This window comes from Gilvibacter sediminis, assembly GCF_028561565.1.
GTDB classification, from domain to species: Bacteria; Bacteroidota; Bacteroidia; order Flavobacteriales; family Flavobacteriaceae; genus Gilvibacter; species Gilvibacter sediminis.
This window is the reverse complement of record NZ_JAQQTE010000001.1, coordinates 325,225-342,992: the sequence shown is the minus strand read 5'-3', so window position 1 is coordinate 342,992 and position 17,768 is coordinate 325,225. Positions and strand designations below refer to the sequence as shown.

At 42.3% G+C, this 17,768-nt stretch carries 16 protein-coding genes; 6 read left to right on the top strand and 10 right to left on the bottom strand.

Annotated features, from left to right (window positions below; translation table 11 throughout):
* Positions 1-83 precede the first annotated feature (83 nt).
* Positions 84-3,629, top strand: coding sequence for a hypothetical protein (locus POW22_RS01510; protein ID WP_272830673.1), 3,546 nt, complete (start codon positions 84-86; stop codon positions 3,627-3,629).
* Between the two features lie 49 nt (positions 3,630-3,678).
* On the opposite strand, the gene POW22_RS01505 is transcribed toward POW22_RS01510, so the two are convergent.
* The 6 genes from POW22_RS01505 to POW22_RS01480 all read right to left on the bottom strand — a co-directional run bounded on the left by POW22_RS01505 (position 3,679) and on the right by POW22_RS01480 (position 8,200).
* Entirely contained in the window at positions 3,679-4,347 is a 669-nt protein-coding gene (locus POW22_RS01505; RefSeq protein ID WP_272830672.1) for a hypothetical protein, read from the bottom strand.
* Between the two features lie 17 nt (positions 4,348-4,364).
* Positions 4,365-5,060, bottom strand: a complete 696-nt coding sequence (locus POW22_RS01500) for a hypothetical protein (protein ID WP_272830670.1) — start codon at positions 5,058-5,060, stop codon at positions 4,365-4,367.
* 213 nt (positions 5,061-5,273) lie between these two features.
* Positions 5,274-5,966, bottom strand: coding sequence for a hypothetical protein (locus tag POW22_RS01495; RefSeq protein WP_272830668.1), 693 nt, complete (start codon positions 5,964-5,966; stop codon positions 5,274-5,276).
* A gap of 22 nt (positions 5,967-5,988) precedes the next feature.
* Positions 5,989-6,678 carry a hypothetical protein gene (locus POW22_RS01490; RefSeq protein ID WP_272830667.1) on the bottom strand — a complete coding sequence of 230 codons (690 nt, stop codon included), beginning with the start codon at positions 6,676-6,678 and terminating at the stop codon, positions 5,989-5,991.
* 179 nt (positions 6,679-6,857) lie between these two features.
* Complete coding sequence (locus POW22_RS01485; RefSeq protein WP_272830666.1) at positions 6,858-7,643, bottom strand: anti-sigma factor family protein; 786 nt, start codon at positions 7,641-7,643, stop codon at positions 6,858-6,860.
* Positions 7,640-8,200, bottom strand: coding sequence for an RNA polymerase sigma factor (locus tag POW22_RS01480; RefSeq protein ID WP_272830665.1), 561 nt, complete (start codon positions 8,198-8,200; stop codon positions 7,640-7,642). Before POW22_RS01480 ends, POW22_RS01485 begins: the two co-directional genes overlap by 4 nt.
* A gap of 254 nt (positions 8,201-8,454) precedes the next feature.
* Between POW22_RS01480 and POW22_RS01475 the strand changes: the two genes are divergently transcribed.
* Genes POW22_RS01475 through POW22_RS01465 form a run of 3 tightly spaced genes read left to right on the top strand, consistent with a single transcriptional unit; the run spans position 8,455 to position 12,737 of the window.
* Positions 8,455-8,883, top strand: a complete 429-nt coding sequence (locus POW22_RS01475) for a hypothetical protein (protein WP_272830664.1) — start codon at positions 8,455-8,457, stop codon at positions 8,881-8,883.
* Positions 8,884-8,928: 45 nt separating this feature from the next.
* Entirely contained in the window at positions 8,929-11,604 is a 2,676-nt protein-coding gene (locus tag POW22_RS01470; RefSeq protein WP_272830662.1) for a CHAT domain-containing protein, read from the top strand.
* 50 nt (positions 11,605-11,654) lie between these two features.
* The gene (locus tag POW22_RS01465) at positions 11,655-12,737 is read left to right on the top strand and encodes a hypothetical protein (protein ID WP_272830660.1); all 1,083 of its coding nucleotides are present in this window, start codon (positions 11,655-11,657) and stop codon (positions 12,735-12,737) included.
* A 31-nt stretch (positions 12,738-12,768) separates the two neighbouring features.
* Here the strand turns inward: POW22_RS01465 and POW22_RS01460 are convergent, their stop codons facing one another.
* On the bottom strand, positions 12,769-13,590 hold the full coding sequence (locus tag POW22_RS01460) for a winged helix-turn-helix domain-containing protein (protein ID WP_272830658.1): 822 nt from the start codon (positions 13,588-13,590) through the stop codon (positions 12,769-12,771).
* Between the two features lie 158 nt (positions 13,591-13,748).
* Here POW22_RS01460 and POW22_RS01455 point away from each other — a divergent pair, with 158 nt between their 5' ends.
* Positions 13,749-14,321 (top strand): YceI family protein, encoded by a 573-nt coding sequence (locus POW22_RS01455; RefSeq protein WP_272830657.1) that lies wholly within the window; start codon positions 13,749-13,751, stop codon positions 14,319-14,321.
* Positions 14,318-14,902 (top strand): hypothetical protein, encoded by a 585-nt coding sequence (locus POW22_RS01450; protein ID WP_272830655.1) that lies wholly within the window; start codon positions 14,318-14,320, stop codon positions 14,900-14,902. The genes POW22_RS01455 and POW22_RS01450 overlap by 4 nt, the downstream gene beginning before the upstream one ends.
* A gap of 14 nt (positions 14,903-14,916) precedes the next feature.
* Here the strand turns inward: POW22_RS01450 and POW22_RS01445 are convergent, their stop codons facing one another.
* The 3 genes from POW22_RS01445 to POW22_RS01435 form a co-directional block, all read right to left on the bottom strand.
* Positions 14,917-15,792, bottom strand: coding sequence for a sterol desaturase family protein (locus POW22_RS01445; RefSeq protein ID WP_272830654.1), 876 nt, complete (start codon positions 15,790-15,792; stop codon positions 14,917-14,919).
* A gap of 148 nt (positions 15,793-15,940) precedes the next feature.
* Entirely contained in the window at positions 15,941-16,402 is a 462-nt protein-coding gene (locus tag POW22_RS01440; protein ID WP_272830653.1) for a monoheme cytochrome C, read from the bottom strand.
* A gap of 1 nt (position 16,403) precedes the next feature.
* Positions 16,404-17,624, bottom strand: a complete 1,221-nt coding sequence (locus POW22_RS01435) for a sulfite oxidase (protein WP_272830652.1) — start codon at positions 17,622-17,624, stop codon at positions 16,404-16,406.
* Positions 17,625-17,768 lie beyond the last annotated feature (144 nt).

Below are 17,768 nucleotides of genomic sequence, written 5' to 3'. Positions count from 1 at the left end.
CGTATGGTTCTAAGACCAGTTTTGGTCTGCGGATTCCTGAGAATTTCGGTCTACTCATTTTTTCCTAACCAATTAACAAACCAATGGAAACTCAATTGATTCATTTTGATTTCAATGCTGCGGATGTCAGTAGCAGCGTAGGTAATTTTACTGCCAAGTTTAAAAATTCAACTCCCATCCCAGGCCCTACTATAGATGGTCAAGCCACCACAGCTCTTGACTTGGGAACTTCTGGCAAGGGCTCAGTTGACCTGAGCACGCTTGATCCTAGCATGTCCAAATTTTGTTTACAGATCACCTTTAAAATTAATGCTGCCGTAAGCAGTAGACAAAACATAATGGAGTGTGGTTTTTTACCCTTCGCTCTTTTTGCCGACAAAGGCTCCCGCAACAATACTTTTGATTTGAGATCTAGCCTTAATTTTAAAAAATACGGATGGCGTGGAGCAGACACACAATTTAAAAAAGAACTTCAAATCAATAAGTGGTACACCGCTACCTTGGTCTATGATTATGACACAATAGGTTTGTTTGTGGATGGGAAGTTGGTTTCTGTTCATGGGTTTCCAGCTGGGGCTTTAAAACCAGGATCCACCAAGCGTCTCTTCTTCGGGTCTTGGGTAGACGGCTCGAGATTCCAAATGAAAGGAGCACTTTTAAATTTTAAATGGTTTGACGGCATCCCTGTAGAACTAGAGAGTCTCTTAGATGAGCAACGTGCCAACGCAGAATGGCAAATCACCTACAAGCAAGCTTCTTTGCACGGTAAATTGAATACAGGAAAACGCATTGGCGCTATTAAGTACAATGTTTCTGTAGGGAGTTACACCCAGTTTTATCAGAATTGCGCCATCATGTTTCACGAAAGTACAGGGCGCGCTTTTGAAATGCACGGGTCTATTTACAACCGATATAAAGCTATGGGTTCAAAGGCCGCAAATCTTGGGTATTTAATTACAGATGAAGAACGTGCCACGCGGACCTCGGGCCGAAAGAGTCTTTTTAGTAAAGGAGGTATTTATTGGCACGGCAATACGGGGGCACATCCTGTGATGGGTGAAATTTACTTGGAGTATGAAAACTTGGGAGAATCAAAAGTTCTCGGTTTTCCTAAACGAGCGGCCCGCTCCGTCACAGGAGGTGAAGAACAGGTGTTTGAAAAAGCCCGAATGTATTATAAGCACGGAGAAGCTAAGGCCCACGAGGTCCACGGTGCAATTCTAGCCAAATACTTGGCTAAGGGAGGTGTCTCCAAATGGGGGTTCCCTGTGTCTAATGAAAGCGATGTTCGCAAGGGCAGGACGGTACGCGGAAAGTTCTCTGAGTTTGAGGGTTGTACCATTTATTGGAAAAGCGGTATTGGAGCCTTTGAAGTTCACGGCGATATTCGCAAGAAGTACAAAGAACTTGGCGGTCCTTTAGGTGCTCTGGGCTTTCCAACTTCAGATGAGCAAAACATTCAAAAAGTATCTGGACCTGGACGCATCAATAGCTTTGAAAAAGGCTGCTTGAACTGGTACGGAAGCTACAGCAGTATTTGTGTAGTACGACCATTTAAGATCAGGCTGCAGCGCATTCACACACGTGAGAGTGAAGGTTTTGGAATGGGTCAAAACGATATCTATTTCCACGTAAAGATCAAAAATGGTGCGCGAACTTTGCATCAGAAACGTTATCCATCAAGCGGAGACTATGGAGGGCGTAATGTGATCAATCCCAATAAGACCTTTCCGGTATTGATCACTCCAAAAATCAATGATCAGTACAGCTTTGATATAAATGTTCGCGATTCTGACCCTGGTAACGATGACAACCTCGGGCGAAACGTAACCATGCTTACTGCGGCGAATGCTTGGGGTTATAGGGAGCCCAATCAAGTGTTCAATCAGTCTTACAATAAGATAAAGAGTATTGTATGGTCCATCAAACCACAGATCAATATTGCCAGTTTATCAGAAAAACAAAAGTGGTGGGGCTTTGATAATTTTAGAACTTCAACCATTTCTAAAGCACAATATGCGGCTGCTTTCCGCGATGTTGATAGCGAGACAGAATGGTGGGATATTGGCGATGGCCTCAAGAACTTGTATTACAAATGGGTCGTTAAAGGAATAGCCAGTGGTGGTAACTGCTTCGGGATGTCCTTAGAGGCTATCTACGCAAGGAAGAACAACAGTTTGCTGAATCAACCCTTGGAAGATGTGGTTTTTAATAGTGCTTCTAAAAACGAAATCAATATCAAGCATACCTATCAGGTAGGTGCTGGTCCCATTTGGTGGTTTGTAGGTCAATTCCTTTCGGGTAATACCCATGACCCTAAAGACGTATTCAACCGTACTCGTGATGCTTTTAGAAGAGGCAACAATCCTGTACTCTGTGTTTCGCAGAATTACGACTTTTCTGGAGCACCGCACTGTATCATGCCCTACCGTTGGGAAAAGAATGGAAACGATTGGAAAATGTGGGTAATGGATCCCAACAAACCAGGAGATACTTCTTTGGTAGTTAAGGTCAATGCAGGCAATAACACCTTTCGCTACAAAGGTTCTAAAACCTATTCTGGCGGTGCCTGGAGTGGAGGTCGCATGCACTATATGCCGTTTTGTGTGTTGGATGGAGATCAACGTACTCCAGTTTGGGATGCCATTATGCTGCTTTTAAGTGGAACCATTTTAATCTTGGCTGATGATGCCGAGACCGTAAGCATTACCGATGAAAATGGTAAGAGTTTAGACGGAAACGGACCACAGGCTAAGCAACTACTTCAGGCAGGTAGCCGTCCTGATGATTATTTTGCAAGTTTCGCAGGATTCGATTCTGGTGTTAATTTGAAACCCGGTCAGTTGATGATGCGTACAGAGAAGTACAAAAGCAGTGTTGCCTCAGCCATAGAACGAATTAATGTGCCGGCAATGCCGTTGAATATTATGGCTAGAAATTCGAGGGTTAGAGGTTTTACCCGTCGCTCTTTGCCATCTGCACGAATTTTGCGCGATCAGATTGAGAATCGATCGGCTTTGCATGTGTTGAATGACCCTAAAACAGCGGCAAAACTCAGTCCAGAGCTTAAAAAGAAACTCACACAAATTACCAAGAGTAATAGTGATCGCAACTTTAAGCATACGGTAAAAGGAAGTAAAAATGGGAAGCTGGAATACTATATCAAAAGCCAGTTCAGTACGGTGAAGATCGATTCAACGATCTCTAAAAACGAAGTCAATACTATTGTGACTAAGGACTTAAATTCAAATGCTTGTAGTATTGATTTTAAATCGGCTAAGGCTAAAAATTTGAACTTAGAGATCAATAATAAATTGGGGATCAACGGCGATGAGATTACCCTGGCTCTAAGTAATATTCCTGTTCAGGCCATGAAATCTATTAAGTTGAATGTAAAATCTGGTCTTACAGGAATTGATTTGGAAAATTCTGGAGCTCAGACCAACCTCCCGGTTAAGATCTTTGGAACCTTAGATGGAAAGAAGTTTGACAAGCAGTTTCGTGTGCCTTTTAACAAGGCCTTGAGGATCAAGCCTTCTACAATAATTGACACAGACGGCTTAGCTGTTTCTGACATATCTAAACTATTTGGTCCCATTACCAATAGTCGAATCATTAATAAGTTGTAAATCCAGCTATTAATCCTAAGAGTCGTTCTGTTTTCAGGGCGACTCTTTTTTATTGTGTAGGCAACTCCCACTCAAAAAGCAGATCCAGTTCTTGTTTGTTGCCTAGGATAAAATCTGCTGGCAGGTAATGCAAAGTGTCTGTTTTTAAATAAAATCGATGTCCTCTTGGAACCTCTTTGGTGTAGAAAGCATCTTTAAAAAGAGCTGGAGACACTGGCTGAAGTACTTTGTAGATATATTCGGAACAGTACAAGGTATTTTCGTCATTGCTGTTGAATTTATAATCAAATTTGATCTCGTGGTTCAACAGTTGATTGACCGCATTTTGAATACTATCAAGCTTGTTAGGGGTCATGCCTTTAAGTTTCCAGACCGACAGATAGTTATAACTTTTTTCTTCTGTAGTAACAAAAGAGGTCAAAGATTCTGTGATCATAGGATTTGACTTTCTGGTATTTACGTGATAGATCCTTAGACTATCGGTGTAAACACCTAAGGCAATGTGTGAGGCAAGACCCCCATACCTGTTGTATTCTCTGGCATAACCCCCCATTTTGGTTTGGGATCCGCGGAGCAATAAATAAATGTTCTCCTTTTGGAATACTGCACTATCTACAGCAGTTGGCAGATCTTCCTCCCTAGAAGACCCCTGCCAAACCGCAGCAAAACCAAAGAGTACTGCCAGACAAACAACAAGAATTTTAAACAAGCGTGACATAGAATGATCCTAACTAATTATTTGCTACCTCCGTCAGCAAACCATCCAATGATTCCGCCGATGATTCCGCCACCAACGGCGCATGGAAGTCCGCAAATTGCACCTCCAATTGCGGCTCCAGCAACTGCTAAGGTCGCTGTACATGGAGCCGGCTGACCATTGATGGTACAGTTTGCAGTTTTTGCAGTAAACGCGCTTCTGCCAAGACCTTCACTAAAGTCTTTTGAGATAAGGTTGATATCCTTTAGAAGCACTTGCTCAAATTCCGAAAGTGAAGCAAATTCTTCAGATTCAGTCAGCTCTGGCAAATAGCCTTCTGCAGCAATTTTAATGATCGCTTCTTTTGCGAAATCACTGTATTTGGTACGATCAAGAATATAGGTCTCAAACCCAACTTCTTCTACCACCATCAACTGATCTGCAATCATATTTGCTGATTTAGCGGTCAGACTACCTGGATTACCAGCGGCTCCGTATAGAGCACTAAAATCTCCGCGAGACATCGGGAAGGTCGGGACTCCTTTGCTTTCAATCTCTGATTGAACGCTTTTAAAACGATCAAATGCGTTTTCTGAAGCTCTATCAGTTGATTTGACAATTAAGAGTTCACTGTTAACATCTGTGTTTTCAGGAGTTGTGTTATCCTCTTTTGAACAAGAGAAGATTACCACAGAAAGTAAGAGCACAACGCTCATTCGATATACAATTTTCATAATACTAAAGTTTAATTGATTGCCTACTCGTTCGCTTTTCGGCATACGCGACCTCTGGTTGAGTATTGAGGCGAATACATAGTCAACAGATATTTAGCTGCAGCACATTTTCTGTTTAGAAAAACCTGGAGTACAAAGGAGAAATAGAGTGCTAGCCAATTGGCTAGTTTGCTCCAGGCTATTGGGTAGCATTACCCAATGTTGTTTAGATGTTTATTTTGTATCAAGCCAGTGCCCGAAAAGACCTCCTAGAACTCCCCCAATGATTCCGCAGGGAAAGCTGCACAATGACATTCCAATGGTACCTCCTATGACCGCTCCTGCCCTAGTGCAGGGAGCATAACTGTCATACCCAGAAATATAGGTGCCACAGTAACGGTCTCTGTGTTCAAATCCGGCTGCTCCTTCTTTAAATTCTAGAGAAATAGCATTGAGGTGAAGCAATAGCTCTTGTTCATCTCTTTTGAGTGAAGCGAAGCCTTCAACTTCATCGATGCCCTCAATAGATTCTTCCGCAATGATCTTAATGATTAGATCTTTGGTCAGCTCGGTGAAATTTGTTCTTTCGCGGATATAAGGAACTACACCCATTTCTTGGAACACAAAAAGCTCGTCGAGTATTAGATTTGCTGATTTAGTGTCTATTTCGGTTTCAATGCCAGAGAGCGATTGAAGTTCATAAAAGCTTCCGCGATCCAAGGGTAATGCGGGCATCCCATGAGTTTCAATGGCCGCTTTTACACTCAAATACGCATCAAAGGTCGTAGTTGGAGCTTTGACAGCTCTTTTGCTGGCAAACAATGACTGGCTTTCAATAGTGATTGGCTCTTGTTGATTTTCTTCGGAGCAAGCTGTGACCAGAAAGGACATTACTAAGGCTATGCTCATATATAATAGAGTTCTCATAATGATACTGTTTTTATAAGGATTACTTTAAATCGACCCAAAGTCCTACAAGCCCACCAATGATTGCTCCGCCTACGGCGCAAGGCGGGCCACAAAGGGTAAATCCAGCTGCTCCTCCGAGAACTGCGCCATTCAACGTACAGGGAGTGCTTACGGGATACTCTAAAATGAGTACTTCACATCTGAATCTTGAAGAGGTGTAGGCATCGCGGTCATCGCGAAAATCTCGAGCAACATCATTGAGATATACGAGCAGTTGTTGTTCGTGCTCTTTAAGACGATTGAACCCTTCAATCTCTTCTATACCGTCCAAAGATTGCTCTGCGATGATCTTGAGAATATGAACTTTAGTGAATTCGCTGAAGTCTGTCTTTTCCATGATGTATGCTTCTGTACCCATGTCTTGAGCGAGCAGCATCTGATCAGCAATGAAGTTTGCTGAATCGGTATCCATGTCCGTGATTCCAGCAATGGAACTTAGCTCTGCGAATTTAGATCTGGTTAAGGGTAATCTGGGTGGCCCGTAGGGTTCGAGCGCCTCTTTTACATTAGTAAATCCTTCAAAAGCGGTACTAGGTGCTTTGAGGGCACTTTTATTGGCGTAAGAAGATTGGTTTTCAATGGTTATGGTTTCCTGCGAATTTTCCTTAGAGCATGCAGTGATCAAGCAGGAAAGAATCAAGACTATGCCCAGTGTTTTTAGAGTTTTCATAATGGTTAGTTTTAATGCAAAGCCGAGATTTGGAATCATCGACTTCCATATTATTATTTAACTAAACACCATGCACAGTTATGGTACTCACTAAAGGGTTCCGTAAATTTTATTTTGTTACCCAAAAAAAAGCACAACTTTCGTTATGCTTTGATTTTATGCTTTGAAATCCCTTTGTTTTAGGGGAGATCTGAGAGAAGTTCTTTTGCCTTATCAGCATTGTAAAGATTATTATTGACTATGAATTCCAAAACCGTTTTGGCTTCATTAACATCCTCAGATTTAATTAAAGCCAAAGCTTTGAACCAATAACCTCTCGGCGCGTCAATAAGATCGCTGGCAATTAGTTCATCAAAAGTCTCAATGGCTTTTGGTGCATCATTGAGTTCATTATAGGCCAATCCTTCGTAAAGTAACAAGCTTGCATTGGCAGGAAGGGTATCATTTTCTTTAAGATTGCTGAGGAATTCTTGGTAGTTCCCGTTTTGAAACTGGTTTTCTAAAATACCGTAAATAGAATCGCGGTCACTTCGAACGGTTAATGTTGGGACGTCATCCATATCGATATACTGAGCGTATAAGGTCTGCGGATCATCTTGTCCTCCTAAAAGTATACCCGATATTACTAAAGCAATTACAGCGACAGCGGCCACCCATTTGAAATAGGTACGCTGATAGAGTGGAACAACTTTAGTTGGACTGTGTTTTCGTGTTTCTAAATGCTGATTCAAGTTTTTAACGGCATCTGATTGCGCCGCGTTATGAAACTTTTTAAAATCTTTATCGGCGGTATTTGCCTTAAGCCATTGCGACTCGTCTAAAGCCGTAAATTGCTGCTTTTCCAGCAAATAGTTCTCCATCAGCTCAGGATCAGCCTCCAAGCGATTCTGCAAGCTTTGAGCTTCTTCTGCAGAGAGTTCCCCGCGCAATAGCGCGCTAATTTCTTTTAAATCTTGATTGGTCATAGTTCACGTAAGGCCTTAAAACTTCGGTCCTTTTTTACAAATTCTGTCAATTTAGCCTTGCACTTAAATACTCGCTGTCTGGCTACAGTTTCTGAATTATAACCCAAACGACTTACAATATCAGCATAGGATACTTTGTTGAAAAACAACTGCAGCACTGCTTTGCAATTTTCTGAAAGCAATTCGAAGCAGGCCTTGAATAAGTCCCATCGTTTTTGCTCCATAGCAGACAAGGCTAGATCCTCAGGATCATAAACTGGTTCCAAATGTGTGGCATTTGTTACCCGAGGTTTTTTAGAATTTAACTCCCGTCGCCATAAATTTTTACAAACGGTGAATAAATAGGCTTCAAAACTACTTTTGATTTCAAAAGGTTCTGCCACATACCTCGTGGTTAATTGCAATAATGCCTTTTGAAAAATATCTTCAGCATCTTGTTGCCCTCCATTATTTTGCATCACAAATCGAGTAACTTTAGGTAATTCCTTATCATAGAGCTGGTCAATGATCTTAGAATTAGCATTTACAAGTGCTTCTAAATATTTGGTGGGATCCATTAAATAGTATTGCGGTTCTGGGGTTTTTTCGATTCTCTGGGTAACAAAATCCACTGTAGGGGAACAGGATTGTAAATTCACGCGGATTTGTCACTGTGCGACAATAATACGCAAGAAAAACCAGAGTTGCATAAGAGGTAAAGGTAAGATTCTATTGTACTTTACCTTTATAACACAAGGTTTTACAACTTTCCCTCAGCCGTGCTATGGCCAAACCACGTGATTCAACTAATTTTTAATTTTAAATTCACAAAATGAAACATGCATTCAAAATGTTGTGTCTAATGGTTATAGCCGCAACCCTGTCTTTAGTATCCTGTTCTAAAGATGAACCCTCAACCACAGAAGATCAAGCCGAATTTAATCTGAAAGCTGAAACAGACGTCAGAGAGCTCACCGTAGAATTCTTTACGGGTTTATCAGAGATAGAAAAAAATGAAGTCCGTAAAGAGTACAGCGACAGCGGGGTATTGAAAGGCTGGTCAGTATGTCCTGCCGAACCAGACAAAGAAGTTTGGGTGGTTTTTTGCCGTGTTTGTTATGAACACGAAGCTGATGTTCCAATCCGAACTGATCCTTGTGAAGATGAGGAAGAAGAGGAAGAAGAAAAAAGCGGTACCACTGATGAGACTGAACCTTGTCAAGTCAAAAGAGTTGCTTGGGGTAACCACTGCCGCTATTAAAGTATCTACCTCCTAATGAGATTTGTAAAAACAAGAATTTGGCTGTTGAGTGTACTGATATGTGGTATGCTCAATGGCCAAACTTTGTTTGAATCTTATGAAGCAGGTATTGCTAAAGTCCCTCTTGAACAACGCCAAACTTGGGTAGATTCCCTGCTGACTTTGGCCGTTGCTTCAACCGATTTGCAACAAGCCATACAGATCGCGCATCAAGAATCGCGCTACTATAATAATAAGGCACGCGATCTGAGTACTGCTATAGCTTACAGCCAAAGAGAATTGGCGTGGTATGATGAGTTGCAACTCTACAATAAGGATTACAACCAAGCTTTATACAATACCGCTCGATTTTGTTATTGGGATAAACGATGGCCAGCAGCCCGAGCGTTTTTTCAAAAGTTGATTGATAAAAAAATTGACAGTTTAAAGGTAGCTCGTGCTCACTTTTATTTAGGAAACATCTCGGAAAAGCAAGGCGATCCCTATGCAGCGGTTGATGCCTATTTGCAAGGCCGACTCATTTATAAAGCCAAGGGCAGAATGCGAGGCTGGGTTTCCAGATCTTTAGATTTGGCACAAATCTATGAGGAAATCAACAGTCCAGAAAGTTTAAAGAAGAAGTTTGAACTACTGCAAGAAATAGATCAAGCGCTGGACAATGGCGCGAGTATTTCTGCCAGAAATGCGGTGATTTTGAAGTTGCATTACGCGAGCTATTACAACAACGCCAACTATTTTGATTATGAAAGCTCCAAGGCATACTACTTAAAAAGTATTGATGACCTTTTGGCCGTGAAAGACACTTCACTACTGGTTCGTTCCTATGTGAATTTGGCCAATCTATACGCACAAAACCACAGTGATAGTGCACTTTATTATATTGATCGCGCTAAGAATTATCCAGGCAGTGCCAGTACCATTACCCGATTGCTGAACATTGAATGTGATTTCTATTTGGAGAATGATCGTTTGAATGATGCTCTAGCGGCCATTCATCAAAGTTTAGAAGAGAACACACAAGATACTTTTGCGCTTGATCAAGTCCCATCGGCTGAAACAATGGATGGAGCAATTGATGCTAAATTATTGCTCTGGGGACTCACTAAAAAAGCGGATATCTACACCCAACAATACCGCATCAATAAAGAAAAGACTTATTTAGATCTGGCTATGATTCAACTCAAAGCTGCGGATTATATTGCAGATCAACTTTTTGTTGGTAATCGTGATGATGCTTCCAAGTTGTTTTGGCGTAAGTATGCTTATAAAATATATGGCAATGGAACTTTTGTGGCCTGGGAACTGAATCAACCCGATCAGGCCTTCTACTTTGCAGAAAAAAAACAAGCGGTCCTTTTAACGCAAAACACCTCTTTCAATAAACAATTAGAACAATTACCCGACAGCCTTGTAAAAGCCTATTATTACTATAACAAACAGATCAATAAAGCACAATTGGCTGCACTGGCTGACCCCAGTTTAGAGCATGCAAAGCTTTTGGACTTAAAAGCGGACAGAACGGCATTTTTGAAACAACTCTCGATTTCTTACCCTGAATTAAAGGGTGCAATTGCTCAAATTGAAATTGAATCTTTAGAAAATGTGCTGTCTGAACTGGAGTCAAATACCGCTATTCTTCATTATCTCTGGAACGACAGCGAGAAACCCGATCAATCACATCAAGTCTTGTTGATCAGTGAGGCAAACACCATTTTGATTTCGCTGCCACAGGCAAAAGAATTGTCAAAGCAAGTAAGTGCCTTTAGTGAATTTGTAATGAAGCCATTCCAGAGCAAGTCGGACGCGACCAATTTCCACACCCTTAGTGCAAACTTATATAAAAGGTTGTTTCCCGAAGAACTGCAGAATTACCTCAAGGATATTACAAATCTCATCATTGTTGCAGATCAAAATTTAAATGCCGTTCCCTTTGAAGCTTTAGTAAGTCAAAGCAGTCCATTGACCTATTTGATTGAGCAAAAGAACATCAGCTATGCGCAATCGCTGTCTTATTTACATAAAAGCAAAGAGATGCAACGCAATACCCAACACGATCTTTTGGCCATGGCACCTGTGCGTTTTCAACAGGAAGGATTAGTGGATTTGCCCGCAACCACAGATGAGATAGCAGCAGCTTCGCTTTATTATGAAGGTATGATCTTTTCCGATATACAGGCGAGTAGAAAACATTTTTTGCAAAACGCCTCCGAGGCGAGAATCATTCATCTAGCAACTCACGCGGCCGCAAATGAGCTTCCTTGGATTAGCATGCAGGACAGCCTGATTAATTTAGTTGATCTCAACGGCTTGCGTTTAAAGGCAGATCTTGTTGTTTTGAGCGCATGCAATACAGCAACAGGACAAGCCCTAAAGGGAGAAGGGGTTGCTAGTCTTGCCAGAGGCTTCTTTCAATCTGGAGCGCGAACTGTGATCAGTAGTCGGTGGAGCACCAACGATAAGACCACACAAAGTATCCTCACGTCATTTTATGCTCATTTAGAAAGTGGAGTTCCCTCAGCGACCGCTTTAAGACTGGCAAAGATGGACTATCTGAAGCAGGCTGATCTGTCTGAAAAGTCTCCTTATTATTGGAGTTCGCTGATTCTCATTGGTGATTCTGTACCAATTCAGGCTAGAAAAAAATGGAATTATGCCTGGTTTTCTATACTGCTTGTAGTACCTCTTTATTTTTTACGAAAAAAGTTCAAAAACCGCGGGTAACAGATTGCTGGTACGGGTAACAGTAGGGTATTAATTCAAATTTATATCCTATGAAGACTAAACAAATACTGCAGCGATTCGGGTTATTGCTGTTTATCGCCTTAATGGGTTCTTGTGAGCAGGAGCCTTTGACGGAGCAAACTAGTGAACAGGCAAATTTTACAGGCAAAGCTAGTGCTCGCGTAGGGGTTTACAAGAATATGTTGGATTTTCCAGACGTAGAGACCTTTCTAAATACTTTGGATCAATTGGAGGAGCAAGTTGAAGCCTATGACGATGCTTTTCTGGACGAATGGGGTCACTTAGATGACGAATCACTAGATGAGAAAGAAGACGAACTCAAGTTCGACCCAGCGCAACCGTTGATCGATTTTGAGAACCAATTCGGTGACTTTAGCTCTTTGCGCAAACAGTTGCGTGAAAAAGAGGATGCTTGGTTGGCAAACGACATTCTGGATGAGAAAAATGACCCTGACAATCATTACATCTTTGACGATGAGGTAAGAACTGTGGTCAATGAGTTTGGAAACGTGAAGATTGGTCGTGACCTCTATCATTTTACTCGCTTTGGTTATGTAACTGTGAGTACTATGGACGTTGGTCTGTTGGAGACTATTGCCGTTTCTAATGTTGATGAGTTTGTCGATGTTGAAGGGGTAACTGTATATGGTGGATATACAGGCGGAAGTAGTTCTGGGAATTACAACGATAACTCGGGAACCTCTGGTACCGATGGCGGTGCAGAATGCCGATTGGGCTTTGACCGATCCAGATATTATTATCCATCGTCAAACCGCCGAATTAAAGGGAAGCAGAAGTTATCTCATCCAAGCGGACTTTGGGGTTCTAGAATTAAATCAAAAACAGTTCATTACAAGAAGAAGCGTGGAAAATGGCGTCGTCGTCGCGGAAGAATTACCGCAGAAATTCGCGGGGTTTCGGTTCGTTTTGACTGTATGGAGCCTGTTGAACTCAACAAAACCAAAACACGTCGCCGTAGATCTGTGAAAGTCAAAATTACAGCTCCGGCATCAACGGGCTATTTATACAAGACCAAACAAATGCAGCTTAAAACTGTCCATAAGAAAGTTAGCACAGGATCATCTTACGATCACTTTTTTTGGGAGAATTAAGTTATGCTAGCCGGGAGAAATCCCGGCTTTTTTATTTAGAATTAAAACTGAGCTTATAACCCACTCCATGGACGTTCACGATCTGGATCCGATCATCATCTTTGAGCTTTTTACGCAGTTTAGAGATATACGTGTCTAAGCTTCTGCCCGTGACCACACCGTTGTCTTCCCAAACCCTTTTGAGTAATTCTTCACGGCGAATGATCTGGTTGGGCGCCTCAACTAAAATGGCCAGGAGTTCGCACTCCTTGTTGGAAAGGCCTATCTCCACAGCCGCTTTTACCAATTTATTCTGATCGGGGTAAAACCTAAAATCACCTAAGGATTTGAAGTTTTTGGATTCCTCATGCTTTGTGTCATTACTTTTTCTAAAATAGAAAAGTATCAATCCAATAAGTAGCAGCGGAAGCGTCAACCACCACCAAGGTATGGTCGCTGCTGTTTGTTTTGAAGCACTGAGAAATAATTGAATTTTATAGCAGCCGGGCGGCAATATCCTTGTGCCGCAAGGAATGATGGTACGCTGCTCTTCTTTGGCAATTTCATAACTATAGGCCACCTCAAGGTCTTCACAGTTTTTGACCTCAACGGTATAGTTTCTTTCAAATCCAGCTCGGAGCATCTTATCCTTCATTTGATCCACGAGCGTCTGTGGTTCAATAGACAGTTCATTGCTGAAGGAAAGCAGGTAGGAATTGTTTTCTAAAGTCTTAATAGGAGGGATGGTTGAGGTAGAGTCCTCTGTAGCGAGAAGCAGTTGATGCCCCACCTCTCTCAAGGCGATCTTAGCCTTCTGATCTTCATTTTCCTCTTGGGGTTGGCAGGCACTGACCAAAATCCAAAGGGAAAGCATTCCTAAGCAGAGGTATTTAATTTTTAAAGCGGATTTGTTCATAGCTGATGCAAAGAACACAGATTTTGACCAACTTTTACAAGCCTTTGCACATCTTTTACACTTTTTTGACACTTCTCACATCCGCTCAGTCTAGTTTCGTTTAAAAATTTTAAATCATGAAAAAACTAGTAATGGCCTTGTGTTTATTAATGGGTGTGGCCGCCCAAGCTCAAGTAGACGAGCGACTCACTTATCTCTTGGACACCGATAGAAGTTTGATCAATTGGCGTGGCTATTATGCCTTTCAATTTGCCGAACACAAAGGCACGGTAAATTTTAGAAGTGGAGAATTACGAACCGATGCAGGCGACATAGTAGGCGGCTCCTTTGTTATCGATATGAACTCCATAAGCAACCCTGATCATCTTGAAGGCAAAGGCCCTGTTAACCATTTAAAGGATGAAGATTTCTTCTTTGTAAACAAATATCCATTTGCACTTTTAGAGATTGAAACTGCGGAGTATTTTCCAGAAGAGAACAAGCATAAATTTATAGCTACCTTAACCATTAAAGGCGTTAGCAAGACACAAGAGTTTTGGGGTGTTGCTGATGGAGATAAGTTGGAACTCCGCACTCAATTCAAAATAGACCGAACGCGTTGGGGAATTACCTACAACAATGAATTAAAAGATCACGCCATAGCAGAGGCCATTGAGTTTGATGTTTACTTGAAATTCAAAGCCCAATGAGAGCAATAGTATTGTTTCTGTTTTTGTCAATTCCCTTTTGGGTTTGCGGACAAGAAGAGGCTCAAGAACTGATTTTGGATGCTCCGGAATCTTGGGCTGAAGAGATCATAGAGTTTCCTATTCATTGGGCTCCAGACATGGACCTGGTGGGTTATGAAGAGTTGAGATTTCATCCCGATTGGAAGTTTAAAGACAAGCCAGGATTTTGGAGCTTAGCCTTGGTTTGGAACGTTAATGCATCAGGGGAATTTAGCGCCGAGAAAATTGTCCAAAATTTGGAAGGCTACTATCGTGGGCTGATGCAACCCAATCATTGGACTACGGACTTTTCTGAGCCCAATATGGTCTTATTAGCCAATCCGTTTGGGCAAAGAGAGTCTGCGGCTTTTTTGGGTAAGATCAAGGTCTTTGACGGATTTCACACCGGAGAGATGATGGAATTATTCGTTAAGGTTAAACAGCGCTATTGTGAAGAGCAACAGCGGGTTCAAGTGTTATTTACTTTGTCACCGAAGCCCTTTGACACGCCCATTTGGAAGGAGCTGGATGCAGTTGAATTTAAAGCCGAGACCTGTGATTAAGGACTTTTAGAAAATCACTTCTTTTTCTTACCGAATCCGTAGAGGTTTTGCCTGACGAAGTCTTTAGGAAACTCATCATCGCCCTTAAAACCGATGGTAATGGTGCCACTGTCTTCTGGGATGTAATTGGTCTTAAAGATATAATCCCAAAGGCTTAAGCTAATACCATAGTTCACCCCGTTTTTTCCTTCGGGCAGGGTATAGGCATGATGATAAAGATGCATGACGGGGTTGTTGAAAATATACTTCAACGGCCCCCAAGTGATCTTTATGTTTGAGTGGTTGAAGTGGCCAATTGCTATGGCGATAAAGTGTACAATATAGGCTTGTTCAGGTTCAAATCCACCTAGAATCATGACCCCAAAGGTCTTTAGGGGTTTGTATAAGACGTTTTCCATCCAGTGGTAGCGCAGGTGCGCGGCAAAGCCCATTTCCTTTACACTGTGGTGAACTTTGTGGAAGTTCCAAAGGAATTCATATCGATGGAGCAATACGTGGGTAAACCACTGCACAAAATCGAGTAAAATAAAGAATATCAACAATTGCAACGCTGGGGCCCATCCGGAGAAATCAATCAAAGCCAAGCTGCTGGCGGTAATATTCACTTCAGCAAAAAGTAAACTCAAGATCTGATAAAACCCACTGATCACTATGGAAAAGACAAAGAAATTGAAGTACATATAAAAAGCATCCAACCAAAAATCCTTGCGGATGGTCTTTTGCTCTTTGCGCCAAGGAAAGGCAATCTCCAACAGCCAAACCACCAATGAAATAGCCGTAAGACCCCAAAAGAAGTTGGTATACCAAGGCACTTCAAAGATGATGGACTTCCAGGTCCAGTCTGCCGTACCCACAATTGCGTTCCAAAAGGTTTCTAAGTATGGATTCATTTAATGATCATAAAAATACAAAATGTGAGCTGCAATATAGGTTACCTAGCTTAGGAATTACATGATAATCAATCGCGGCTTACCGTATATTTACTGTGTCGTCATTTTTTCTTCGCCTTGCATAAATGCTTTTGAAATTGTCGCTGAGTCATTGGAGTTCATACCACTCAATATCAGTTAATGCCATGCGTCTGCCCTTTGCTTTAGGAGGGTAGTTGGTCACCAAATAGTTGACAATGACCTCTTGTTGATCTCCCAAGTCCCAAAGGTTTTGGGTCTCTTGCATCCAAGCAATGGTGGTGTTCCAGCGCTCAGCGTTCATGCGGTTTTGTGTGATGAGTTTAGCAGAATGACAACTGGTACAATTAGCAACCACTGCCATAAGCCCTTCCGCCTCTATTAAACCTGTGCGTTGATGAATACCGTCTACGATTAGATCGGGATCCTCTTCGGGAACCGCTACCCAGGAATCGTCTTTAGATTCAAAAAGGGAGGGATCATTCACATAGGCCATGACAAGCCCAACCACCACTACAAAGGCTATGAGTAAACCTGTTAAGGCTCGGTAGAGTTGTTTGACTTGATCTTTAAACGCGTCGGGTCCGTTCATGCTATTGTACTTTAATGGCTATGCGGTGACAAGCGTTGTTGAGATAGCCTTTTGGGTTCCATCCTGGCAATACCATGGGTTGTGCTTTGCCTTGACTGTCTGTGGCACGGGCCCAGACCTCGTAGTAGCCAAGCTCGGGAAAATCAATACTCGCAGAGAAGTGTTGCCAAGCGAGGCGGTTTACAGGTTTGCTGAGCTCACAAGCCTTCCAAGTGCTTCCAAAATCTATAGAATACTCCATTTTAGCAACTTCCAATTCGCCAGCCCAAGCATGTCCCCGGATGTTAAGTCTGCGTCCTTTTTTTAAGACAGCTCCAGATTTGGGATAAGTGATCAAGGATTTTACAGGCATGGATTCAATGATACACATATCGGCATCTGCAACCTTCGCTCCTGGAGCGACAGGTTTGCAAGGCACGCGGTAGGCCGTACCGGTCATTTTTGCTCCATCGTGTACTACATTTCTAATGCTGATGCGCTCTATCCACTTTCCAGAAACAGAAGCCGGCCAGCCACCGGCGACTAATCGCAACGGATAGCCGTGGGCTACAGGAATGTCTTCTCCATTCAGTTCAAAGGCTAAAAGCGTTTCCTCTTGCATGGCTTTGCTCATAGGGCAGCCCCTAGAGATCGGTTCTTTGGAAGTATCTCCGCTCAAGTGAATGTCTGCGGCGTGATATCCTATATATACAGCGTCACTGGCTATTCCGGCATCTTCTAGAACGTCTCTGAGTCTAACTCCAGTCCACTGTGCACAATGTACCGCACCTACGGTCCACTGATTGCCTTTGGCAGGGGGATCAAATTCGCTACGGCCATTACCCCCACATTCTAAAGTGAGTTGGTAGGTGTATTGCTTGAATTTGGTTTTTAACTCTTCAAGGCTATAGGTCTTTGAGTTTTGGACTGATTCTCCGTCTATGGTCAATGTCCAATTAGCAACGTCAATTTCTGGCGGGATCAACCCATTGTTTCGAATAAACATATTGGCGTTGCTGGTGACCTTTTCATCCAGCAGATGGGCACGCGCTTCTATATTCCAAGGGCGATCGTTGAGCACCACCATGTCCGTGTTCTTTTTAAAGAGTTCAAAAGGATCCGGGTCCTGAAGTCCCAAGGGCGTGTAGCCTTTCAGCAAGTTGGCGCCAAAGACTATTTCTGTTCCCAAGGCGGCGGCAAAGGCGCTCAGCGCTGTTTTTTGAATGAATGCTCTGCGTTTCAAGACAGTTGGTTTTTTAAACCCAAGCCGAAAATTAGCGCTTCTGCTTCAGTCACAGAGTAACCTGGGTTACATTGAGCGCAGGATCAGTGGCTTGCCTGGATTAAATCCTCAGAAAGTTATAAAAAGGAAATGGAACAGGAATAA